This window comes from Ruegeria sp. C12, assembly GCF_056537745.1.
On record NZ_JBQFSA010000001.1, the window covers coordinates 687780 to 712190 of the forward strand.

The 24411-nt window shown below is 61.5% G+C and carries 13 protein-coding genes; 4 read left to right on the forward strand and 9 right to left on the reverse strand.

The window, feature by feature from the left end:
- The 8 genes from ACR0C9_RS03195 to ACR0C9_RS03230 form a co-directional block, all read right to left on the reverse strand.
- The gene (locus tag ACR0C9_RS03195; protein WP_480581881.1) at positions 1 to 1047 is read right to left on the reverse strand and encodes a hypothetical protein; all 1047 of its coding nucleotides are present in this window, start codon (positions 1045 to 1047) and stop codon (positions 1 to 3) included.
- Entirely contained in the window at positions 1044 to 3146 is a 2103-nt protein-coding gene (locus ACR0C9_RS03200; protein WP_480780363.1) for a hypothetical protein, read from the reverse strand. The genes ACR0C9_RS03195 and ACR0C9_RS03200 overlap by 4 nt, the downstream gene beginning before the upstream one ends.
- Positions 3147 to 3148: 2 nt before the next feature.
- Positions 3149 to 12919 carry a DUF6603 domain-containing protein gene (locus tag ACR0C9_RS03205; protein WP_480780364.1) on the reverse strand — a complete coding sequence of 3257 codons (9771 nt, stop codon included), beginning with the start codon at positions 12917 to 12919 and terminating at the stop codon, positions 3149 to 3151.
- Complete coding sequence (locus ACR0C9_RS03210) at positions 12916 to 14061, reverse strand: hypothetical protein (protein ID WP_170451768.1); 1146 nt, start codon at positions 14059 to 14061, stop codon at positions 12916 to 12918. The genes ACR0C9_RS03205 and ACR0C9_RS03210 overlap by 4 nt, the downstream gene beginning before the upstream one ends.
- Positions 14062 to 14153: 92 nt before the next feature.
- On the reverse strand, positions 14154 to 14348 hold the full coding sequence (locus ACR0C9_RS03215) for a hypothetical protein (protein ID WP_170451767.1): 195 nt from the start codon (positions 14346 to 14348) through the stop codon (positions 14154 to 14156).
- Between the two features lie 238 nt (positions 14349 to 14586).
- Positions 14587 to 15624 carry a TRAP transporter substrate-binding protein gene (locus ACR0C9_RS03220; RefSeq protein ID WP_170451766.1) on the reverse strand — a complete coding sequence of 346 codons (1038 nt, stop codon included), beginning with the start codon at positions 15622 to 15624 and terminating at the stop codon, positions 14587 to 14589.
- A 67-nt stretch (positions 15625 to 15691) separates the two neighbouring features.
- A complete protein-coding gene (locus ACR0C9_RS03225) occupies positions 15692 to 17020 on the reverse strand; it encodes a TRAP transporter large permease subunit (protein ID WP_170621477.1) in 1329 nt (442 codons plus the stop codon).
- Entirely contained in the window at positions 17017 to 17589 is a 573-nt protein-coding gene (locus ACR0C9_RS03230) for a TRAP transporter small permease subunit (protein ID WP_480625786.1), read from the reverse strand. The genes ACR0C9_RS03225 and ACR0C9_RS03230 overlap by 4 nt, the downstream gene beginning before the upstream one ends.
- A 358-nt stretch (positions 17590 to 17947) precedes the next feature.
- Between ACR0C9_RS03230 and ACR0C9_RS03235 the strand changes: the two genes are divergently transcribed.
- From ACR0C9_RS03235 to ACR0C9_RS03250, 4 genes are read left to right on the forward strand one after another with little or no spacing between them, the layout of a single operon-like run.
- On the forward strand, positions 17948 to 19201 hold the full coding sequence (locus ACR0C9_RS03235) for an MFS transporter (protein WP_170451763.1): 1254 nt from the start codon (positions 17948 to 17950) through the stop codon (positions 19199 to 19201).
- A gap of 30 nt (positions 19202 to 19231) precedes the next feature.
- Positions 19232 to 19858 carry an HD domain-containing protein gene (locus tag ACR0C9_RS03240; protein WP_170451761.1) on the forward strand — a complete coding sequence of 209 codons (627 nt, stop codon included), beginning with the start codon at positions 19232 to 19234 and terminating at the stop codon, positions 19856 to 19858.
- A gap of 23 nt (positions 19859 to 19881) precedes the next feature.
- Positions 19882 to 21024, forward strand: coding sequence for an aromatic ring-hydroxylating oxygenase subunit alpha (locus ACR0C9_RS03245; RefSeq protein ID WP_170451759.1), 1143 nt, complete (start codon positions 19882 to 19884; stop codon positions 21022 to 21024).
- Positions 21021 to 23504, forward strand: coding sequence for a CoA transferase (locus ACR0C9_RS03250; protein ID WP_480780365.1), 2484 nt, complete (start codon positions 21021 to 21023; stop codon positions 23502 to 23504). The genes ACR0C9_RS03245 and ACR0C9_RS03250 overlap by 4 nt, the downstream gene beginning before the upstream one ends.
- Before the next feature lie 82 nt (positions 23505 to 23586).
- Here ACR0C9_RS03250 and ACR0C9_RS03255 read toward each other — a convergent pair whose 3' ends face one another.
- On the reverse strand, positions 23587 to 24408 hold the full coding sequence (locus ACR0C9_RS03255; protein ID WP_170621486.1) for an enoyl-CoA hydratase/isomerase family protein: 822 nt from the start codon (positions 24406 to 24408) through the stop codon (positions 23587 to 23589).
- Positions 24409 to 24411: the final 3 nt, after the last annotated feature.

The following is a 24411-nucleotide window of genomic DNA, read 5'->3' on the forward strand; positions in this document are numbered from 1 at the left end:
TCAGCTCTCGTCCAGGCGGTGGCGAAGGATTTCGGCGTAATCGGGCGTGACGGCCAGGTTCGGCGTGAATGCCGCATCCTGAATGACAACGGTCGTGGTGGTCTGTGCAAAGACCTGACGGTAGGGGAAGCGGATCATCTGCATCGCAAACTCGGCCCCGTCGATTTCCGTGCCGGGATTGGGGTCTGTCATACCGGTGCCCTCGGCATCGGCAAAAGCGCGGGCGGTGTTCGACAGATCAAGCACCCCGGCGGACCCGGGGCGAAAGCGGACCGGGATTTGGGCTGCCAGGGCCGACAGGGCGGTGGGGTCATCGTCATCCGGTTCAACTGCAACGCCATCATCATCCACATATCCGGCGGTCCGCACGTCCCGTGCGGGCACAAAGGCCCGCCAGCGCCCGCTGGATTGTTCATCCAGCCGGACGCCAAACTGAAGACCCTGCCGGGGTTCTTCGATATGGATGACATTGGGAATGCCGTCGAACAGCGCCAACAGCACCGACGGGGCCAGTCGTTCGAGCCGCAGCAGCTTGATCCGGTCGGGATGAGACTCCGGCACGATGTCTTCATCATTGTCCACCGGTTCCGCGTCATAGGCGCGGATGTGCATCCCCGGCCAGCCCGCCACGGCGGCCGAGCGCATCAGGAACCCGGTCACGATCCCGGCGGATCCGGTCAGGTTCGGCTCGGACCCGGGTGAGCGGACACGGCGTTCCGCTTCGTCTATTTCTTCCTCGATCTGCGGATACAGCCGTTCCAATTGCGCACGTTCCAGCGAATTCGCGGTTCCGACGCTTAGTGCGCCCTGCACCAGCGCGTCCGTCCAGGCCCTGTCGAGATAGAAGAACCGTATCGACTCGACCGGCAGAAGATCGGAATCCGGTACCAGAGTGTTAAAGGGCACGCCTTCCAACATGCGAAGCCGCGCCAGAAAGGTCAGCACACTGTCCGTCGCCACGGTTTCCCCATCAGGGGCCGCAAGGAACAGGTCGAGGTTCAGGGCCGCGTGCAGTTGTTCATACCCAAGCTTGTCTGACAGCTTCATCTGCGGGTCCTTTCGATACGGTCGGCGAGAAAATCGCCAAGATTGTCAAAGTCCTGCACCTGATCCAGATCGCCTGTCTCAAGCGCGTCGGGACCAACGGCAAAGCGGGCAAGCTGCCGCACGCCGGAATCCAGCGTGTCGACAAGCCGCGCCGCGATCTCTGCATCCGGCTGAACGGTGGCCCCTGCAACCGTTGGCGATTGCTCCATAAGTTGGGCCAGCGCGCCCTCGTCATCGGGTTGCCGTAGCAAGGCACCGACGACGGCCCGATCCAGCTGCAGACCTTCGGCCAAAATGCGGGTGGGGTCGTCGTCCAACTCGGGGACCGGGTTGCCGATATCCACGCGCGGGCGCAGGGCGGCGACGCTGGTTTCGGGGTTGATGCTGACGGTTTGGATCAGGCTGGCCTCAAGCTCTCGGGCAAAGCGGGCTTTCAACAGCGTGTCGAAGACATTTGGATTTGGCACCGCGACCGCGGCAAGCCCTAGTTGGTCATTGATCGCGAAATCGATCCCGGCCTTGGCCCGTGCCGCACCAAACCGTTCCGCCCGCCACCGTTTGAGCGCGGCGATGAACGACGGCTGCGACAGGGCCAGAAGACGCCCGGTTTCAAAGGCCACGGCAAGCGAGACATCCTCTTCACCCCCCGGGGTCATCGTTCGCAGATGGTCGCTGACATGTGCCAGTGTTCGACCCGACGTACCGGGCAGGTCGCGTTGCAGCCGAACGGGCGAGAACGGCCCCCGGTACCACGCGCTTTCACCATCGCCGACGCGGGTTCTGTAGGGCAGGGACAGGTGGCCACTTTTCGCCACCTCCAGCGGCAAACGGGACGCCGGGGCGGGGCCAGAGCTGTCGCCCCCGGTGTCCGGCGTACAATCGGCCAGCGGGCGGGCGAACCCGCTGCCAGTCCGACGGCCCAGCAACCCCACATCGAGATTTTTCATCAACTGTTCGAAACTGCCCGCACCGCTGCAGGTGAACCGCCACGAGGTCAAAACAGGAAAGCGCAAGATCTGGTCCTGAAACACCTTGTCGACGGGGATCGAAAACCCGTCAAACACGCCTTGCAGTTTGAAGGTTGTGCTTTGGTTGGAGGACAGGGTTGCGAAGTCTCCGTCCAGTAACGCAGCGCCAGAGATCGGCCCAAGATTGGCCAGGCCACCATTGGTTGTCCCCGCCCGGTCGATCATGGCTCCGTCATGAAACACCACCTCACCCCGACGGATGGCTTCGGCCATCGCGTTGCCGTCCGTGGTGTCGAGATCCCTGATTTCACCATCGATCTGAGGCGTGATTGCCGCCCCGGTCTCGATGGCGTTGTTGACCACGGCAAGTTCGTCGCTGAACACCAGATCGGAGATATCGAAAAACGGTCTGGGCGGCAGCGGGGCGGGGAGGACACCCAGTTGCCCCTCAAGGTTCACAAGACAGGCGGTATAGGCCTTGGGTCGGCAATTCACCCGATCGAACTGCGGTATCCTGTTGGCAATGACCACCGCAAGGAAGCCGTCATCATCGCCCATTGCGGCCTCGGTATCGTCTATATTCACCTCTCGGACATGGGTCAGCAGCGGCAGATCTTCGACGGTTGGGAACACGCGCCTGACCACGGATGCGGCAACCGAAAGCCGGGTGGCGGTCGGTACATCCTTGTCACCGGGCAGATCGACCCCTTCGGTCACGCAGTCCTGCCATGGAATGTCATGCTCGATCTGGCCTTCGCCCTCGGCGATGATGACAAGGGCGAGCCATGGCGTGCGCTCAGTCACCTCCTGATCGCCGAACATGGTGCCATCCTGTGCCGCCTTTCGATCCCACGGCAGGGTTTTCTTTTTCAGAACGATCTGCGGCAGGCGGGATTCATAGGCTCCTTCGGAATTCGCAGGCGGAAACGTCATAAGCGCCTGATCCGGCGGCAGTTTCAGCCGTGGCGCGGTGACGTTGATATGGGTCTCCAACGGGCGCACCCCGAGGTTCGAGGCCGCATCGCCGTCTTCCGTCGCCGCAATATCCAGATCGCCGCGCAGCCGGTACCGTCCCGCTTCAAGGGCGGGAACGATGCTGTCGTAGAGGAAGAAACGACCACGTGCGACCATTGCTAGAACTCCTGGTATTCGTCCTGCCGCGGCGTGACATCTGCCGGGGGACTCCATTTGAACGTAAGCCGCGCACCCTTGCCGCGCAGCAGACCGACCGAAAGCGATACGCTTTCGTTCAGCAGTCGGGTAACAAGACGATCTGGCTGCAACTGCGCCGCGATGACCCCATCCAGACGACCGGGGACCAGCCCGGCGACCCGAACCGCAAAGCCTGCGTCGTCCTGCGGTTTCAGCGCGTACACGACCAGGGTTTTGCCATCGAACGGGGCGAGGATAGGCTTGTCGTCCAGCACCTCGGCCCCGCGCACGGAAATTGCGAGGGATTCCAGATATTCTGCGACCACTTCACCTTCCAGCAACAGGGCGACAGATGTGGCGGGCCAGTCAAAGCGGGTTTCGACAAGGGCAGACTGATCGGTCAGGTGCGATGCCCGGAACCAGCCGGTGCCACCAGCCCGTCCGCCGCGCACGCGGCTTGCGCCTTCGGCATAGAGGAAGCCGCCCCGGCACAGGGCCAGCGACCGCCCGAAATAGGCAACCGACTCGGATTCGGTCCACCCGGCGAATTCCGGGGTGGCGGCCCCGTCATCACCTGCCACGACGGCATAGGCGGCTGTTCCCTTGGGCAGCTTGACCCGCCGCGCGTCACCGGCGCTGTCCGACAGGACGCGTCCGTCCAGACCGATGGCGACAATACGGGCAGGACCGTTCAGCGCGACCACACCGCTTGTTTCAAACCGGGGCGAGCGGGCCGCACCCGGCAGATCAAAGACAGCGATTTCCCCGGGGGCCAGCCCTGTGGGCTTTATTTTGTCCGTACGCGCGCCCCGAGGCGGTTTGGCCCCGGCCATCAGGGCGGTGGCCGCCAACCGGTCCCGGGTCGGGCCGGATGCGCGTGTCGCGCTGGAGGACGCCTGAACGCCAGCCGCCAGCGTCAGGGGAACGCGTTGCTCGGCAACAACCGTGCGTCCGACCCGCGCATCGGCTGAGGCGGCCCGCAACAAGAGGGCCGGAGCCCGATCGACCCGTGCGGCCAGAACCTCATCCAGCACAGGCGGGCGGACACGTTTCGCACGGCGCGCCCGGTCGGCCGGAACGCGGGTGACACGTGCTGCCAGTGCGCCACCAGCCTCGCCCAGTGACACGTTGGGCAGCGCCAACTGCCCGCGCAGCCGGGGCGTGCCAAAGCGGATGGGGCGGCGTTCGGGCGGCGTCCGCAGCACTTCGCGTTTGGCACCGGGTGCCGCGTCACTGACGATGCGTTCAGTCAGCAGACCAACCCGCATCGGTGTCCGGCGGCTGCGGTCAAAGGCACGGGCACCGGTTGCGCCGACGCGAAGGCGTTGATCCTGCTGGAACTCCGCTGACAACTGCGCCATCTGAAGGTCGTTGATTGAACTCAGCAAAGTGCGATGTTCGGTGGCCAGTATCGCCACCGCGACGAAGAACTGCCCCACATCGCGAAATGGCAGAGGTTTGCGCAGATCGGATTCGACCTGATTGAACGCCACACCGCCGGTTGAGGCATCCGGGCGGCGGTTGAAGAACTCGGGCACAAAACGCAGGTCCACGCCTTCGGTCGCGCCGATCACCTTGCCTTTTGGCACTTTCTTGTCATCCAACCCCTGTGGCGGCCCCCAGACGCCGACCGGGAATGCACCGGTGTTGCGGGTGGTCATCTTGATCTTGTCCAGATCATCCAGCCGCTCGTCATTCGGGCGGTCAAGGCGGCGCAGTTGCAGCGACAAAGTGATCTCGGAAACGATCAGGTTGACCGGGGCCACCCCCAGCGTGGACGTGGGATCACGCTCGATCGGAGCGCGCCCCGGCCGGATGATCCGGGTCAGCGGAATGGTACTGGTCAGCGACAACTCAAACTCGCTCATGACGTCGAACGGATTGGCCTCGGACCCGTCGGCGGTACCGGGCGGCTCGCCGTCATTGCTGGCGGGCGGCAGCGCACCGCGCCCGGCGATGCCGGACAGCGCCTCGGCCAAATTGCCGCTTGCCAGCTCCAGATACTTGGCCGAGAAATCCACCCACGAGATGTACTGGATCGGCGGATCGCCCTGTTTGCCGAATTTGACCGTGACGTCGATGGGCCCGATCTTGATCCGTGCCTTGCCGTGGAACTCTGGCCCGGCGACCTGAATTTCAGCGCTGAGCGTGAAGGACAGTTTGATCGTTCCGAACCACGTCTTGATCCGGATACCCGCCGAAATCCGTGCGTAAGCGTCGGCCTCGTAGCGGAAGGGATCGAAATATACGATGGCGTTGCCGCCCCAGCCCAGAGACGCGAACACCGGCCCGAATTTGGCGGACGCTTCGAACAATCCGCCGCCCATGATCGCCTCGGAGGTCAGAGCAAAGTAGTTCTCGGCCTTGATGACGATGTTCGAGGAAACCGACCAGTTATATCCAAGCCGGGGAACAACCGGATAGCCTTCGGCGTCGAAATTCGGGTGATACCCGCCCAGCGTCAGGACAAACTGCCCCCGGTTCGGCCCCTTGAACCAACTGACATAGGCAAAGCCGCCGGTCAGGCGCGCGCTGGGGTGCAGCAGCCAGGAATTGTCGGTCAGCTGCGCCTGAATCCAGATAACACCCTCTTCGGTCGAGAACCGCGCCAGCAGGCCGAGCTCGATAGAAACAAGCGCGAATTGCGGTCTGGGAAGGGCCATCCGGGCCAGGCCAAAGATCGACAACTCGAACCCGTTACCGAATTCGACGGCCACAACGGCGATCCCGTCGACCAGCGCAAATGAGGTAAAGCTGATCCCCGCAGCGAACCAGAACTTGCCGCGAATGGCGGGGAAGGTGTTGCGCACTTCCTCAAGGTAGGCAATGACGTCCGTGGGCAGGTCTGCCGCAGGGTCAAGTGCCTGAATCAGAACGAAATCACCAAAATCGCCCAGATCCGTGGGTGGCACCAGATCGCGGTTGATGCCAAAGCCGCCGCCAATCCCGGTCAGGAAGAAGGCCGGCGCCCCGCCGATTGGACCAAGGAAAGACCCAACCGCGAAGAAGGCGGTATAGCGCCCCTGATCGTCCGAGGTGGAGGCGTAGCCGCCATAGATCGACAGGCCGTAAACCGCGAACCGCGCGGCGATCATGCCGACATATTCGATATCCGGCGTTTCACCGAATTTGCGCAATCCACCGGCAAGGCTGATCCCGGACAGATCGGCTGAGATACCCAGCCCGGCCAGATCGACGCCCCAGGATGCGCTGTCCAGCAGGCCACCCCGATCCGTTCTGTAAATCAGTTTCAGATCATCAACACTGGCTGCCAGCCCGGCAATCGTGACCGAACCATCGAAGAGCAGCGAAATGGATTGCAGCCCGTCGGTTTCATCCGATTGCGCACCCAGACCGATCTGATCGACATAAAGCGGGCCAAAGCCCTTGCGAATCGGCAGCCACCACGGCCCCGATCCTTCGCCTGCGCGGAACCCGAACCTGAAACCGCCGCCGGACAAGGTTTGGACCGACAGGGCCGGGCTGAACGCAGGGGCAAGAGCAGCGTCGCCGTCATTGGTTTCGCTCAGCAGGCCAGAGGCCACCGCATTGTCGCCGGACCCGCCGCCGACGGCTGCGCCCACTTCGGCAAGTTCGACCTGAGCACCGCCCAGAACCTCGCCAGTCTCAACGCGTGCAAAGGCGTGTATCGCAATTGATCCCAGCGCGATGGGGGATTTCACAAGCGGAGCGTTGCTGCGCCCGATCCTGATCCCGATGCCGTTGACGGCCAGCGTCGGGGCGAAATCCAGCCCGCCGCTTGTGCTCAGCAATCCGATCTGAAGGCCGGGATCCACATCCCCGTTGATCCAGCGGCTGTCATTCTCCAGCCAGATCGCAATGTCCCCGCCGACAATCTCGAACCTGTTGGCGATGCCAAGTGACAGGCCGATGGAGTTTCCGACGCGGGCAATGCCGATATCCACCTCGCCACCGACGCGCACGCTGGGCCCGGCATCGGCGATGTTTTCGATGAGGGTCAGCAGCCGGTCCAGCTTGGTCAGCAGCAGCGCTTCGATGTCTTCGCCGTCACCCGGCAGAACGCGGAAGAAGTCCGAGTCCAACGCACCGCCGGGCGTCAGGACAACACCGCCCAAAATGCCGCGCACATCGCTTGATCCGACTGGCAGATCGAGCAGTGCGTCAACCTCTTCAAGGCCAAGGACAAACCCACCGACAAGTTCCACCGCCAGATGCATCAGTGCGGCGGCGATTTCGGCCGGGGTGTCCGCGCCGACGCCCAGTCGGAATTGCTGTGTCTGGAAGTCGTAGGTCAGACGCAGCACCTGATTTGCTGCCGGATCGAAGGACAGGCCTGTGCTGATCTCGGGGGTCGCAACGCTGCTGCCGACGTCCATTTCAACAATCGGGCGCAGGACAAATCCATCGGCGACCGGAATAGCAGCGGGGCCTATGGTGGTATTCAGACGGGCCAGACCGCCAGCATCGACGCGGACAAGCACGTCGATGTCTTCTACAAAAGGAATGGCCGTCAGATCGGCGGCAAACTCGACCGCCAAAGGTGCCGTGAACAGTTCCACCGATACCGATGAACCGGGTGTGCCTGCATTGGCGACGGTCACGCGCAGCCCGCTTGCCGTGCCAGCAACCGAAACCCCGGCTGGCAGAACCGGACCCAGTTGGGCCAACCCGCTGGACAAAAGCGTCGGCCATCGGGCGGCCAGACTGCCTTGCGGATCAGCGGCCCAGTCAGCCAGCTCACCCGCGTCAAAGCTGCCCGCGACGCGCAGCGCGAGGGCGTCGCCAATATCGGCCACCACATCCCCGACATCGGTGCCGGTATCCACAATGGCGTCCAAAGCCTGCGGCAACGCCGCCACAAGGGCCGTTGTCAACAGGCTGGTCAGGTCGGGTGGGCCGGGATAAATTTCGATGTCGGCACTGGTATCGGGACGCAGCAACAAGCGCACGATGTCGCCGGATACCGACAGGTGGACCGCGCGTGTACCGGGGGTTCCGCCCGGCAAACCGGCAAAGAACGAAACCTCTGGCCGCGTCTGCCCGCCTGAGGTTGGAAAGCGCAGACCGAAGGCTCCGCCAAAGGCAATGTCGCCGTCGGGAAGGAATGCGCTGGGGTCGATCTGGAATTCCAGCACCAGGCCGCCGGCGTCTCGTGCAACCAGATCGACGCCCTGCGACAGCGTCCAGACACCGGATCCGCCGCCCACGCCAATCAATGGCCGCAGCGCATCCATGACGGCAATCACCCGCGCCGCGCGTACTCCACCGCCCGGGCCGCCCAGCACATCCGCCTGGCTAAACCAAACGCCGGGATTGGTGAACAGGATCGGAGGCACCCGAACCGGCTCGGCGTTCAGGCCAAAGGCTGCAAGCCCTGCATCGACAATAGGCGTCACGGCGGGATCGAAACTGCGCAAGCCTTCCAGCAGTCGGGAAAGCGCAAGTGCGGACAGGATCGGAGGCACGGCCCGCAGATGGGACACGAAATTCGGATCGGGCCACAGCGGCATTGATGCGGGAATGTCAGGTAGCCCGCCGGGCAGGGTGATCTGCGCCGAGAAGGGCGCGAAGCCCACCTGTAGACCAAGGCCATCGGGAACCCCGAACTCCAGCGCGCCTGACAGAAGGCCGGACGCGCCAAGGCTGGCCTCAAGCGACCACTGACCAAAGATCAGGTCATCGGCGCTGCCGCTGAGCGAGACGTTTAGTCGGTTCTGAGCGCTGTCGAATGAAATTCCGCTGCCGTTGCCCGCCACGAAGGACTGCACCAGCGCCAACAGGTCCGTGCCGAGGCCGGGATCACCCAACGCGACCTGAAGCTGTGCGGTTGGGTCGTCGATCCAATGCGACAGGGACAGCGGGTCAAAGGCATCGTCTGCGCCTAGAATGCCGGTCGCTCGTAGCAGGTCGAGCAATTCGGACATGCCTGCCGCAGGTGCGATTGAGGCTTCGGCAACGATTTCAGCCAGCAACTCGCGTATGCCGGGGGCTGTCGGGGCCGCGCTGGCGAGGCCCGGATCGCTGAGACTGTCGGGGGTGATCGCCAGCCGGGCATGGCTTTCGCCCAGTATCCGAACACCGTGGAAGATAAGTTCTATGCCATCCGTTTCCGGCTCGGATGTGCCGTCCGTACCGACGCAGGCCGATACTTCGATGGACCGAAGCGCGAGGGGGGCAGCGGCATCGTCGCTGTCCGGACCGCCGATCAACCAGCCATCTCCTCGGGTGATCCGGCCCGAAACCACAACCTTGCTGGCAAGGCGGGCGGTGATTTGAGGTACCGAGAGGCCATCGCGGTCAAGACCGGTCGATAACAGCTCGGCCATGGCCCGGCCTTCGAAGCCAATGGTGCCGTTTGCCGGGGCTTCACCGACGGGCAGATAGACGCCAAGCCCTGCCGCCTCGATACGTTTGGCGCTGGATCGTGCGGCACGGCCCACGGCGTAGGCGCTGAGCCCGGCCGCCGTAACGGCCGTCATCGCGCGCTGGATCACATCGCGCTGGATCACGCCATGCAAAAGATGGATTTCAAGGCCCGCACGCACCGCGCCGGTCCAACCGGCGGGCGGCGCAAGTTCGGACAGGGGGCGGCCATTGCGCCGTTGACCGATCAACTGCCTGCCCAGTGCCAGATCAGGATCGTCAGGCTCTGCCGGATCGATGGGGGGCAACAGCTCGTCCAAACGGCTCAGCGCCTCGGATGCTTCGGACGAAAGGGGATCGATACTCGCCCCCGCAAGACCGGCAATCAGCAACCGGTCTGGCCCAGCCGCCATATCGTTCAGCGCAAGCCACGCCGCGTGACCCGCCGACCGGTCCGCCAAGACGGCGGCATCGGCAATATTCGATGCCGGTGCCAGAGCGTGAGCAAGGCGCGCGGCTTGCCCGGCTGCCCCGCCTTCCGGGGTGTCCGGGCGCGGAGCCAGCAATATCGTCCAGGTGCCGCTGGCATCTGCCGGAACCTGCGGAAAGGCCGTTGGTTCACGGTCGCTGATGCGCAGATCGATGCGCCGAGCAGCCGTTGTATCCGCAGGTGGCGGGGCATTCTCGGACAGCGTTCTGACGACGAAGAGAACGGGCGGTGCGGCACCCAGATAGGGCTCGGCATCGGCAAGCGAGATCAGGCTGTCCGCGTCCGCGTTTTCAATGATGTGCAGAACCGTCTCGGTGGGGGCGCTGGCCGGTGGCCGCACCATGCCATCACTTAGGGTCCATTCGGTCGTCAGGGCGTCCAGCCCGACTTGAAATTCTGCGGTGCCCAACCCGTTCAGCGCGGCGGGCAATTCACTTTGCAAGGCCAAAGCCAGCGCGCCTGCCTCAAGCCCTGTGTTACCCGGACGCCATCTGCGCAGAGGCAGGGAATCAAACCGGTCCGGCGCTGGTTCCGAGCGTTCGGGCATCCGCCATGCGGCCAGGCCGGGGCCGTTTTCAATACCGGGCAGCTCGATGCGCCATGGATCCCCAAGCGTACCGGCACCGGACACGCGGCCGCTGGGTGTTTCCAGTGTGGCGGCGAAAACCTCCAATCTGGGGGCGATGCGCGAAATCGGGTCGGACAGCAACTTGCCCAACCAGCCCCGCAGCGCGTCAGCGGGTTCCGAGACAAGGGCGGCAAGTTGCAGGCGGTTGGGATCGGGCTCGCCGAACACCCGCCGCTCGCGACGCCAGCCGAGGCAGTCGACAATAGCCAGCAGGAAGGCGTTTCCGCTGCGCTCTGCCAGCAGGCCAAGCAGCCGTTCGATGCCATCCCATTGCCCGGGCGTGATCAGATCGACGTGGATGTCGCTGGTCAGATCGGGCAGGTCCAGCGGGATCTCGATTCCCTCGACTGAAATCGTGGGGTTGGGTGCGTCAAACCTGAACGAAAGCCCCGGCTGAGCGGCCCATGACGCCACAAATCCAAGGTGATCGACCTGAGCCGACAGCCCGCCAGCCCCGGTTTGCATCCGGCCACCACCGCGCGGACGCCCGGTCGCGGCAATATCGACAGACGGCACAAAGGCCGTCGCGCCCGAGGACAGGTTGATCGACACCAAAGCCAGACGCCCGCGCATCTCGAGCACGGTGCAGCGGTCGCCCAGATCGTCCACTCGCGTCATCCAGCCCAGACCAAGCGCCAGCGCACCGGTATCGGTTCGCCAGATCGCCACATGGATGCCGGGCCGGATCGACAGCCGCCATGGATCGACCTCGGTGCCCGTGCCGGTGACGTCGGCCGCTCCGGTCAACAGCGTCCGCAGGCTTTGCAGCACCGCTGTGACGTCGCTTGTGTGGTCTTCCAGGATTGTCAGCCAATGGTCGCGCAGGCGGGCGATTGGATCGCCCAGGAAGGTGATCGGATCCAGCGTCGGGAACCCGGCCCCTGCACCGGTGGGGGCCCGCCAGCCCAATGCAACGCCGATGAGTTCCGCGCCGGGGCCGAGATTGGACAACAGCTCGGTCAGGATGTCGGTCACGGCCTGTGCTGCCGCCGCCGCCAAAGCATCCGGGTTGGTCAGATCCAAGCGGGGGTGCGTGGTTTGGGAAATCACGGCGTTTTCGACCGCAACCACAACATCGGGACGCCGGTCTTCGTTCAGCGTCAGGCCAAGGATCAGGCGTTCAATCGATACGTCGGGCATGGCCAGACCCGACAGATCGAAGCGCAGCGATGCTTCAAGCGCAGGTACAGCAATTGCATCTGCAGTGCCCAGATCCAATTGCAGGATATCGGCGGTAAAACGCGCCTCGGCGGTGCCGCTGGTCAAGCCGAAGCCCAGAGAAACAGTGACCTTGTGCCGCGCCGTGGCACCGGGCTCGGCGATGAAGCCGATGCGAACGGTTCCGCCGCCCAGCGGCAGGTCGATGCCGGTTTGGTCCGCCGCGGCCCCGGACCCCAGAATATCGGCCAATGCCTCAAGCCAGCGGGCGCGCGATGGTGCATTGCCCAGGACGTCAGCGATCCAGTCCGCGACGGCGTCCAGACCCCGGTCCAGCAAGTCCGAGGCGGGAAAGGCCGGGATCTCGGGCGCGCCGCCAAGGCCCAGTGCCGTTGCAAGGGCGCGAACCTCGTCCCCGCCGCCGCCTCGCAGTTGCGCTTCGAGAAGCGACAGGATCAGTTCTGTGGCCGTATCCTGCAACGCGTCGGGATCGGTAAGCGACAGAACCAGATCCCGCGGGGCCTGTTCGCCGGGCAATTGCAGACCGCCCAGGGACAGGGCCACATCCGGCGCGCCATCACCCGCCGCTGTTGGCAAGGCGATCCGAACGCCAACTCGTGCCAGCCCGGCCTCGCCCGGTTGTGGTGGCGGCCCGACAGTAATCTCGGACGACAGCGCAATATGGCCGCCTTCCTGACCGGCCAGAAACGCGTCGGCAGGGGCAGGGCCGTTGGTTTTGGCCGCGCGAAACAGCGGGAACATCAGCGATGACGTGCTGTCCGCCAGCGCGCCGCTTGTGATCATGCGGATGCCCAGAAACAGGTTGACCTGACCCGCTGGCTGGTCATCGAAGACCACGAAAAACGCTACATCCAAACCGGCCTGAACCTGTTCCGAGAACAGTTCGATCCATTGCCGCCCATCTGCGTCCGTCTCAATCTCGCCTTCGCGAACCGTCGCGACAAAGTCCAGCAGCGCGGCGCGCTGGTCATCATCGGCAAGGATGCTGGCCAGATAATCCTCGGGCCCCGTGATCCAATCGGCGTTGAACTCACCTTCGGCGTTCGACAGACCCAACGCCTGAAGCAGAGAGGACAGTTCGCCAAAATCACCGGGTGAGAACGCGTTCACGGCTTGTCCCTCCGATAACGGAATGCGGCTTGCGATTGCACGACCAAGGCACCATCCCGAACTGCCAAACCTTGCGCGATAAGCCGGTCATTAAAGACGTCTCGACCCGACGCGCCCGCGATGTTGTCAGCGACCTCCAGCAGGGCCTTGTAGGCAAAAGCGATCAACGCCTCGCCCCAGATTTCGGCGATCAGGGGATCGCCCAAAGGGCGGTCGGGGGCCGCCGCAATCAACCCCGTCACGCGCTTTTCGCTGCCCACGGCGAAGGGCACGACCATCTTGGCGCTGCCCGCATCGGTTTCGACAGGCACCGTGACCCGCACAATGCCATCGTCCAATTCGGTTTCGACGTTGTCGGGGTAGACCAACAACTCATTTGTGCCGTCATCCCAGATCACAGGCTCCGCAGCCGTATCGGGGTCAGGTTCAGATGTCGGATCGGCAAAGTTTTGTGCCGCAGCCAGCCGAACCAGATTTCCCAGCGCAGGCGCGGCCAGTGGCAGCGTGGCTCCGGGGCGGCCGACCTTTAATGGCCGATTTGGCAGCAGGTTGGGCGAGGTGTCGCGGATATTGGCCAGCGCGCCGTCAATTACGGAACTTAGTCCCTGCCCACGGGTTTCTGGCCGGTAAAGCTCGGCCTCGACGAACTTGTCCAGAACGCCGACATCGATCTTCAGGTCTCCAGTGGGAATATCAACCTTTCCGCCGCCGGGTGGACGGATATCGTCTATGTCGAGGATGAAATCGCCGATGGTACGGCCATCCCCCAGATCGATCTGGGCGATCTGATCGGTCGCATTCCTCAGGCGATCACGGTCCAGATCGGACAGCACGGTATCCCCCAGTGCGCGCCCGATGGCCCGTTGCAAGCGCGCTGACTGAACGGCGCTTACATCGCTTTGCTTTTCTTCATCGGTGTCATTGTCCACATCATCACGCGACAGGATCAGATCGCCCAGATTTCGACCGCCCAGTTCCACGCGTTCCAGATCTTGCAGCGCGGTGGTGACACGTTTGCGGATCTGGTCCGGAACCGACCGTTCGGTGACAAGCCGTTCGATACGGCGGCGCAGCCCGCCCGGGCGGCCATTGTCATTGTCGTCGTCGAACGGGTCCCTGCCGGACCCCCTTGGCGGTCTCATGGGCGTACCTTCAAGGCGCACCGATCACGCGCGTAAGAGCGATGCACCGCAATTGAGTTCGCAAAAATCCCGCAAAGCGGGGCGAACCGGATTTATCTTTTGAGTTTTCTCAGGAGGGGAACGACGATGAGGCCGAGCACAAACCAAAGTGCGAGAAAACCAAGAAGCTCCAGACCGAAGCTTCCCCATTTGAAGAACACCTGCGCGATAACCAGTGACACTGAGAACGGTATTAATTCCTGCTCGAGAACGGTGCGCAGGCCGTTGGCATTGAAAAGAGAAAACATGAAATGACTGCCCCAAATTTGAATTCAGGATGCCTTGATTTTTACATCGAAGTTGACGTTGGGTCAATGATTCCGGGCGGCGGGAAACAGCCGATGGCGGCGAAACAGGTCCGTCGTTTGCGTGGCTGACCGAGGAGTTTTCAGCCCACCAGTTTCACGCCGTACGCCCTGTGGGCCGACGTCAAAACGCGATGAAAAAAGTCCAAGTGGCCCCGGTCCGAGGCCACTTGGAAACGTCTTATTCGAAGTTATACGGTGCACCCGCCTGATTGATCACACTGTTGTATTCGCGGAAGATTCCCACGATCTTCTCGTGAACTTCGCCTTCCTGCGCGATCTCATCCCAGAACTCTTTGGCGGCGTTTTCAACCTCGGCCCATTCAGAGGCTGGTACTGACCGCAGTTCAAGCTTGTCGCCATTGGCCCGCAGCGCGGCCTCGCCACCCCAATACCATTGGTTGCGGTAAGTATGGCCTGCTTCGATGCCCGCCATTACGATGGACTTGAGGTGGTCGGGAAGCTCGTTCCAGCGTTCCTGATTGGCAAACCACGATCCGATCCACGCGCCTGAGATGTTGTTGGTCAGGAAGTAATCGGTCACATCGGCCCAACCCACGGTGTAATCCTCGGTGATGCCGGACCAGGCCATGCCATCAAGCTCACCGGTTTGAACCGCCACCTCGGCATCTTCGTAGGGAATGTTCACCGGCACGACACCGAACTTAGCCAGGAAGCGGCCAGCGGTCGGGAAGGTGTAAAGCTTCAGCCCATCCAGATCAGCAACCGAGGTGATTTCCTTTTTGGTGTTGAAGTTGCACGGGTCCTGACCGGCGGCAGACAGCCACTGAACGCCGACCTTGGCGTATTCGTCACGCCAGATATCCGCCAGCCCGTATTGGTTGAACAGCACCGGCACGTCGAGAATGTGCTTGGTGGCGAACGGGAAATACCCGCCGAACACGCGCAGCGGCGTGGGTGACGCCATCGAGTCGTCATCGGAATGCACGCCGTCAATCGTACCGCGCTGCAATGCCTGGAACAGCTCGCCCGTGGGGACGATCTGATCTGCAAAGAACAGCTCAATCTCCAACTCGCCATTGGCGTTCGCGTTGATGTAGTCGATTGCAGGCTTGGTCACATGCTCGCCCAACGCGCCGCCAGCATAGGTCTGAAACCGCCACTTGATCGGGGCCTGCGCCTTGACGATGGCCGGTGCGGCAAGCGTTGCGGGCGCGGCCAGGGCGGCGGTCCGTAAAAATCTGCGTCTTGTAGTCATGGTCGTCCTCTCCTGTGCTTTTCATTGAACTTGATCCGGTTGACCCGGTTTCTCGTTCTTTACGTGCTCAGTTTCCGTAGACGATGCCCGGAAGCCACAATGCGATCTCTGGGACGGCCATCACCAATCCCAAAGCCAAGGCCATCACCGCGACAAACGGTATGATGGACCTGTAAATATCTCCAATCGTTACCTCTGGCGGGGCCATGGCCCGCATGAGGAACAGGTTGTACCCGAAAGGCGGGGTCATATAGGCGATCTGACAGGTGATCGTATAAAGGACCCCGTACCAGATCAGATCGAACCCCAGCGCGCCGACCAATGGCACGTATAGCGGGGCGACGATGACCAGCATGGCTGTGTCATCCAGAAACGTGCCCATCACCAGAAAGCTAAGCTGCATCAGGATCAGGATGATCCAGGGGTTCAGACCCAGCTGCACGGTGAACAGGTTCTCAATCGCCTTAACCGCACCCAAGCCGTCAAACACAGCGCCAAATGCAAGGGCGGCCAGGATGATCCACATGAACATGCAGGTGATACCAAGCGTCTGCTTGATCGAGGTTTCAAAGACCTGCCACGTCATGCGGCGTTTCAGAACCGCAGCCAAGAATGCAGCGATTGCCCCTAGGGCCGAGCTTTCGACCAGCGAGGTCCAACCGTTCACGAAAGGCACCATCATCACGGCAAAGATGCCTATGGGCAGCAGACCGGCCCCCAAAAGGCGCAGTTTCTCGCCCCATGTGACCTGCGCACGTTCTTCTGCGCTCATCACCGGACCCAGCGATGGGTTCAGACGGCAGCGGATCGCAATGTAGATGACGAAGAGGGTCGCCATCATCAAACCGGGAACAACGCCTGCCAGCCAAAGTTGCCCGACCGGTTGCCGTGCGATCATGGCGTAAAGAACCAGCACCACCGATGGTGGCACAAGAATACCCAGTGATGACCCGGCCTGTATTACCCCCGTCACCATGCGTTTGTCATAGTTTCGGCGCAGCAGCTCGGGCAGGGCGATGGTGGCCCCGATCGCCATGCCCGCCACGGACAACCCATTCATGGCCGAGATCAGAACCATCAGGCCAATCGTGCCGATGGCCAGCCCGCCGGACAGGCCGCCCATCCAGACATGGAACATGCGATAAAGGTCATCGGCGATCCGGGATTCGGACAGGACATAGCCCATGAAGATGAACATCGGCAGCGTCAGCAGGGGATACCAGCGCATCACCTTGATCGCGGCCGCAAAGCCCAGATCATATCCGCCCCGGTCGCCCCACAGGAAAAACGCAGCGATCACCGCGACGAACCCGATGGCCCCAAAGACCCGCTGCCCGGTCAGCAGCATCAGCATCATGGTCGAGAACATGAGCGCGGCGATCAGTTCGTAACTCACCCGCGGTGTCCTCCGTCAAGGTCCTCGGGCGCCATGTGCACGGGCTCGTCATCCTTTGGGCCCATGTCATGGCCTTGCAGCCGCAAGATGTCTTTGAACAGTTCCGAGATCGCCTGAAGCAGCATCAGAAAGATGCCAATCACCATGATGGTCTTGATGGGCCAGATATAAGGGCGCCACGCGGACGAGGACCGCTCGCCTCCGTATTGGAACGAGTACATCAGACTGTCCCAGCCGCCCCACAGCAGAAAGGCCAGGTAGACTATCAGAAACAGCACCGTCATCACATCGATCTGACTTTTGCGCCGGTCCGACCACTCTCCGTACAGCAGGTCCATGCGGACATTCGCGCCCATCTGCATCGCGTATGGCCCGCCAAGGATGTAATAGGCCACCATCGCGAACTGCGCCATTTCAAGCGTCCACAGCGACGGGACAAAGAAGGTTTTGGACACGGACGAATACAGCAGGATCGCCATCATGACGAAGATGCCATACATGATGATCCGACCAAGCATACGGTTGGCGCGGTCCACTTGCCGGACATAAGCCTTCATCACACCCGTCACGAAGCCGCCTTTGCAAGTTCTGAGTTGTCAGGCAAATGGGACACGCGTTCCTCGGGGCAGGTTCGACCTAACAGCCCGCATGCGCATGAAAAAACGCCGTTAGTGTCGCGCATGATCAGCTTTGCCCCCAATTCTCTCCGTCTTTATCAGAGCGGCATGTTGGTAAGCTGTCAAGTTGACACTAGCGCATCAACAGATGCGGCACCTTTTCGGGACCGAGTTTGAGGACAGAAGACGTATGCACCTTGACGTACTTCTAAAAAAGTCGCCGTACCGCGCCGGACTTTTTCTATCCCGCGACATCGCAATGTCGCGGGTTTGGTATACTTGGGGCAGCAAGCCGATTTAGCCGTAGCCTATGCTACGTGCTTTGAACGAAAACTGGGCCCTGTTCCTTGGCATGCTGATGCTGATGGTCGCAAACGGTCTTTTGGCGACATTGCTGACCATTCGGGGGGCCAGCCTGGGGTTCAGCGATTTCACGATCTCGATCATGCAGGCCAGCTATCCGCTTGGCGCGCTGGCGGGCACGGCGCTGGCCCCAAGGCTGGTCGAAAACGTGGGACACATCCGGGCGTTTTCCGCGCTTGCGTCGCTGGTCTCAATCGCTGCGATTGTTCACCTTCTGACCAGCGATGCGGTCAGTTGGAGTGTGATGCGCTTTCTGGGCGGGTTCTGCTATCCCGGTCTTTACGTGATCACCGAAAGCTGGCTGAACGCAAAGTCCGACAACAGCATACGCGCGCAAGTCCTGTCGCTGTATTTCATCATTCAGCTTGCTGGACCCGCGTTGGGAACGGCGCTGGTCGGATTTCCCGACCCGACCGGGAACCTGCTGTTCGGAGTCGTCTCGATCCTGATCTCACTGTCAATCGTGCCGCTTTTGTTGTCCGGCAACAAAGCGCCGGATTACACCGCGCCCGAGCGTATGCCTGTGACCCGGCTTTACAAGGTCTCACCCGTTGCAGTGATCGGAATTGTTATCGTCAGCATCGGGGTCTCTGCCTCGTATATCACGCTGCCCCTTTACGCATTGCAGCAAGGGTTCACGGCTGCGCAGGCGTCGGGCGCGTTGGTTGCGGCGTTAATTGCCGGGGCCGTCGTGCAATACCCGGTTGGCTGGATTTCTGATCATACCGACAGACGCTATGTGATCATCGGCCTGGGCGTTGTCGCGGCGTTGGCCAGTCTGTGGATGGCCATCGATACGTCACCGTCGAATATTGTCATCGGCTTTGTTCTGGTCGCAATCGGGCTCTATCCGGCATATTCGATCCTGACAGCGCATGCGAATGACCAGTTGAAACTGTCTCAGATCGTGCCCGCCAGCGGTACTATGGTGCTGTTGCTGAACATCGGCTTGTTGGTCGGAACGATACTGGGGCCAAACTCGATCACCTTGCTGGGGGGCAGGGGGCTGCAGTTCCTGCTTGCAGCTATCGGCATTTCCGTGGCCGTGGTCGCGCTGATCCGGCGCTATCAGGTCGAGGCCCCGGCAGAAACCGGCGAAGTGCAGGTTGTCGGCGTGATCGGCACCGGCCAGCCCGGCGTTCTGCAGGCCGAAAGCTGGGTTCAGGAGGAGGATGCAAATCAACAAGAAAACGCGTCCTAAACCGAAATTCACTTAACAGGGAAGGCGAGGATGAAGAAAGTCAGTTTCACCCAGATGAAAGACGGCAGCAAAGAGGAATATGAGTTCCTGACCGCGCAGGCCGTGGATGATGCCCGTCACACCGCCGGACGGCTGGTCAGGGCGCTGGTCGAACTTGATGATGAGATGGCCGGTTATCAGATCACGCGATTGGGGCATTCGGTACAATCTGCAACACGGGCCTGGCGCGACGGGGCCGATATCGATTGGGTCGTCTCGGCGCTGTTGCATGATATCGGGGACATTTTCGCGCCCTACAATCATGACGAATACGCCGCCACGATCCTGCGTCCGTTCGTGCGGGAACAATGCGCCTGGGTGGTTCAGACCCATGGCGATTTCCAGATGCTCTATTACGGTCACCATCTGGACGGGTTCGATCAACACAAGCGCGAGCGCCATCGCGGGCATCCCTACTTTGATGACAATGCCGAATTCTGCGAACGGTGGGATCAGGCCAGCTTTGATCCCGACTATGACACCCTGCCGTTAGAGTTTTTCGCCCCCATGGTTGAAGAGGTTTTCGCCCGCACCCCCTATGCCGAGGACGTCGTGCGCGCAGGCGAACGTGAACCCCTTGTCGTGCCAAAGATCGCCAAAGCACGCGCCGCCGCCTGAGTGCAGATCCTGAGGAGGATAAGATGACCCCAACAGATGAAAACCTGCGCGCCCTCGCCGCCGACTACTACATCAGCCCCGAGGTTTTTGCCGAAGAGCGTGAGAAACTGTTTTTCAGATCCTGGCAATATGCCTGCCACATCAGTGAACTGGCCGAGCCCGGCGATTACGTCGCCACCAGTATTCTGGGCCAGAACGTGTTTGTCGTGCGCGATCAGGACCATGAAATCCGCGCCTTCAACAATATCTGCCCCCATCGCGGTCACAAGCTGGTGGAAGGGTCCGGGCAGACCCGCGCCATCGTTTGCCCTTATCACCATTGGAGCTTTTCTCTGGACGGGTCGCTGCGGCACATGCGCAAACGGGACACCAGTTCGGTGCCCGAGCAGAAAGAGGTTTGCCTGAACACGGTGCGGGTGGATCGCCTGTTGGATTTCATCTTCGTCAATCTCGACCCCGACGCCCTGCCGATTGCCGAGTTCTGGCCGGGCATCGAAGCGCAGGTGCGCGAGAAATGTCCCAAAGTGGACAGCTACGTCTTAGGCGAGACCGCCGCCGCCATTCACGAGGTCGACGTGGCCGCCAATTGGAAGATTCAGATCGACAACTATCTGGAATGCCAGCATTGCCGCCACGGGCACATCTCGTTCTCGGACATGCTGGACATCAACAATCAGACCTATGAACTGAGCAGAAATGCGGCCTATAACTTCATTCCCGGCAACAAGAAGGCGGACAATCTGGCCTATCCGCTGGATCTGGACCATGATGAAACCGATCTGCATTTCTGGTTTCTGTTCCCCAATATCGGCATCTCGCAATTTGCCGGTCCGGGCAATCTGACCCTGTTCCAATGGAACCCGATCGGCACCGATCGCGGGTTGAGGTGGAGCATCAATCTGGAACCGCCCGAACCCACTGATCCGGGTATGCGCGAACGTCAGGAAAAGCGGGCGATCTGGGGGCGGGACGTGTTGCAGCCCGAAGATATCTCGTTCCTGCTGTCAGTGCAGGAAGGCATGAGCCAGCGGTGCTTTGATCAGGGTTGGTACATCGTTGATTGGGAAAACATCGAGTTTTCCGAGGCCATGATGCGCCATTTCCACAATACCTATTTGGAGCATATGGGGCGCACATCCCCAGCCACCGCGCAGGCCGCGGAATGAGCAGGGCAAGACCGCTGACCGGGGTGCGGGTTCTGGATTTCGGGCAGTATCTGGCCGGGCCGCTGGTCGGCATGATGCTGGCCGATATGGGCGCGGATGTGCTGCGCATCGATCCGCCCGGCGGGCCGCGTTGGACCGATCCGGCCTTTGATATGCTGTCGCGAGGCAAGCATGTTCTGGAACACGACCTGAAATCAGATGCTGGCCGGGCGCAGGCGATTGAATTGGCCAAACGATCGGATATCGTGATCGAGAATTTTCGGCCCGGCGTCATGGATCGCCTGGGCGTTGGCGCGGAGGTTTTGCGAAAAGCCAATCCGGGGCTGATCTATCTGGCTATGCCCGGCTTTGCCTCGACCGATCCGGAACTGGCCGATCTGGCCGCGTGGGAGGCGATTGTTGCAGCTCGCACCGGGCAATTCACCGATATGGGGCTGAACCGGCGTCTGATGGGGATCAAGGCGTCGTTTTCGCCGCTCAACCTCGCATCGGCCTATGCGGCCAGTTACGGGGCAATGTCGGTTCTGTTTGCCCTGCAGTCGCGGGCCAAAACCGGTGGAGACTATATCGAAGTGCCGCTGGCCTCATCCCTGTTCGAAGGTCTGGCTTATAACCACGAACAGATCGAAGGCTATCCCGACCGCTACAAATCCCCGCGCGAACTGGAACTGGATCGCCGGGCAAGAACGGGTGAGCCCTGCGATCTGGACTTTGCTGAGTTGTCCGAATTTCTTGATCCGTTCTACCGCACCTATACCTGTCAGGATGGGCGCGGGTTTTATGTGGTGGCAGGCAGTGTTGCCACCCATCCGGCCCGCGTTCTGAGGACGCTTGGTCTGGGCGATCTGCTGGATGATCTTCCGTTGTTCGACCCTTATCTGGACACACAGGATTGGCCGGATGAATGGACGCTCAGCAACTACCCGGTCGGTGCGCGGGATCGCGCGCGGGTGTCCTCGGCCATGAAGGCCGCGTTTCTGACCAAGCCCGCACATGAATGGGACGCCCTGTTTGGTGCGGCCAAGGCCCCGGCAACGGCGCAGCGTACAACCCGAGAGTGGCTGCACGATCCGCACGCCACCACGTCAGGCCTGATCCTGAGCGTGGATGACCCGAAACATGGCGCGATGCAGCAGATGGGCAACGTGGCGTGGCTGGCCGGGGATCATGCGGTGGTCGAGAAAAAACCGGCTGTAACCGGGGAAGCGGCCAGAAAACACGTGGCGCAAATACTGGCTGAACCCACCCGTCCGCATGTTGAACCCTCGCAGCAGTCAGGCTGGCTGGACGGGGTCAGGGTGCTGGACCTGACCAATGTGATCGCCGGACCGACCATCGCCTCGACTTTGGCACGGTTTGGGGCCGAAGTGACCCATGTCCAACCCGTTACACCTTCGGTCGATCCGTGGAATACGGTGGTGTTCGGCTTGCAGGCCAATCGCGGCAAGGAAAGCGTTCTGCTGAACCTGCGTGACGAGGCCGGGCGTGATGCGCTGAACCGATTGATCCGGCAAGCGGATGTGATCACCCTAAACGCCACAAACGAACAGCGTGACGGGCTGGGCCTGTCGTCAGAGGAAATCTCTCACATCAACCCCGATGCCATTCTGGTGCAACTGGATGCCTTTGGCGGGCCGATGCGTGGGCCGAAATCGGATCATCTTGGCTATGATGATCTGGCGCAGGCGGCCACGGGGATCATGATCCGCTTTGGGGGAGGTATGGACACGCCTGAAGAACACGCCCATGCAGGTACGATTGACGTCCTGGCCGGGCTGACGGCCTGCGTGTCGTTGGGCGGTGCGCTGCTCTGGAAACAGGCCACCGGCAAGGCTGACATCGCGCGGTCGTCTTTGGCCGCGGCGGGGGGCATGATACAGGCGCAATTCATGTATGACTTTGCCGGACGCGCACCTTTTGATGAGCCTTCGGGTCGCGATGCGCTGGGGCAAGGGCCGTTTTATCACTGCTACGAAGCGTCGGACGGGTGGTTCTTTTGGGCTGCGCCGGCCGATGGTCGCGACGTGCTTGGCAAGGTGGCAGAGCTTTCCGATCTGGTTTCGCTACCCGACAACTCAGTACAGAAAGAGTTAATCGCGCGTTTCAAATCCCGCCCCCTTGCTCATTGGTCTCAATGCCTGACGCAGGGCGCGAGCGCTGTTGTGCCTTTGGCATCCATGCTGGAAACACGTGATCAGGCGCTGCAGATTGAAAGCGACGGTTCGGTGGACATTCGCATAGCCACCTATCGCGCGGTGCGTCACGATACGCACCCAATGGGCCGTTGGTGCGATCTGGCCGCCCCGAATGCGGTGCGGGCCTTGAATGCAAGCATCACCATCCCCGGTCCTGCGCCCAAATTTGGCGACAGCACTCTGCAAATCCTTGGAAGGCTTGGGTACTCGGATGACGAGGTGCAAGAGATGCTGGCGCAGCAATCTGCTGCAACAAGCTGGGCGGCGCGCTACCTGCCCGAGTAAGACAGGCGGATGCAGGCGGGGCCTTCAAAGGCCTCGCCAAAGTGTCTAAGAAGGCAAGTGTCCCGTTTGCCTGAAAAAGGGATTAATCCAGCCCCTCATATCGGGCATTGGCATCGGCCAGCGTTGCCTTCAGGCCCTTTTCAAGGGTCGATTTTGAAAACGCCTCATATTCCGGAACCGGTTGCGCGCCCATGATCGCGACCTGTTCCAGATAATAATCCGTTGCGGTACGCAGGCCCTGCATCTCGTAGACCCGGTTCAGGTACATCTTGTGCATCCGCTGCATTTCACGCGGCATGCGTGCCATCAGCAGTGCCTTTTTGTGGGTTGCCTCTTTCAGCCTTTCCAGCGGCACAACCTCGGTAATCAGGCCCATTTCCTTTGCCTCTGTCGCCGTCAACTCACGCCCGGTCAGCAGCAGATCCTTGGCGGTTTTCATATTGACCAGCCAGGGCAGGAACATGCAGTGGCCCGAAATGCCATAGCGCACCTCGTTATACCCGATGCGGGTATCATCGCTGGCGATGGTGATGTCGCAGAAAAGGGACAGTTCGAACCCCTTGCCGATGGCGATGGAGTTGACCGATGCGATCACCGGCTTGGTGATCCGCCAGGGGGTCGTGAACTCATCGAACTGTTTGAAATAATGCGCGCGGTATTCGTAGATCGAGGTCCGATCCTCCTCGGCATCCTCATCCAGATCGTGCCCGGCGCAAAACCCGCGACCCGCACCCTGAATGACGATCACGTTCACATCATCATCCGCATCTGCGCGTTCCAGTCCCGCCTGCAGTTCGGCGATCAGTTTCAGGTTCATCGCGTTCAGCTTTTCGGGCCGGTTCAGTGTCAGCCAGCAGATGTGGTCGGCGTCCACGTCGTAGATCAGATGAGTGTATTCGGTCATGTC

What these genes read in the sequence shown, in the direction of transcription:
- ACR0C9_RS03195 (WP_480581881.1), bottom strand. Translation starts at nt 1,047, where the DNA reads ATGAAGCTGTCAGACAAGCTTGGGTATGAACAACTGCACGCGGCCCTG.
- ACR0C9_RS03200 (WP_480780363.1), bottom strand. Translation starts at nt 3,146, where the DNA reads ATGGTCGCACGTGGTCGTTTCTTCCTCTACGACAGCATCGTTCCCGCC.
- ACR0C9_RS03210 (WP_170451768.1), bottom strand. Translation starts at nt 14,061, where the DNA reads ATGAGACCGCCAAGGGGGTCCGGCAGGGACCCGTTCGACGACGACAAT.
- ACR0C9_RS03215 (WP_170451767.1), bottom strand. Translation starts at nt 14,348, where the DNA reads ATGTTTTCTCTTTTCAATGCCAACGGCCTGCGCACCGTTCTCGAGCAG.
- ACR0C9_RS03220 (WP_170451766.1), bottom strand. Translation starts at nt 15,624, where the DNA reads ATGACTACAAGACGCAGATTTTTACGGACCGCCGCCCTGGCCGCGCCC.
- ACR0C9_RS03235 (WP_170451763.1), top strand. Translation starts at nt 17,948, where the DNA reads ATGCTACGTGCTTTGAACGAAAACTGGGCCCTGTTCCTTGGCATGCTG.
- ACR0C9_RS03240 (WP_170451761.1), top strand. Translation starts at nt 19,232, where the DNA reads ATGAAGAAAGTCAGTTTCACCCAGATGAAAGACGGCAGCAAAGAGGAA.
- ACR0C9_RS03245 (WP_170451759.1), top strand. Translation starts at nt 19,882, where the DNA reads ATGACCCCAACAGATGAAAACCTGCGCGCCCTCGCCGCCGACTACTAC.
- ACR0C9_RS03250 (WP_480780365.1), top strand. Translation starts at nt 21,021, where the DNA reads ATGAGCAGGGCAAGACCGCTGACCGGGGTGCGGGTTCTGGATTTCGGG.
- ACR0C9_RS03255 (WP_170621486.1), bottom strand. Translation starts at nt 24,408, where the DNA reads ATGACCGAATACACTCATCTGATCTACGACGTGGACGCCGACCACATC.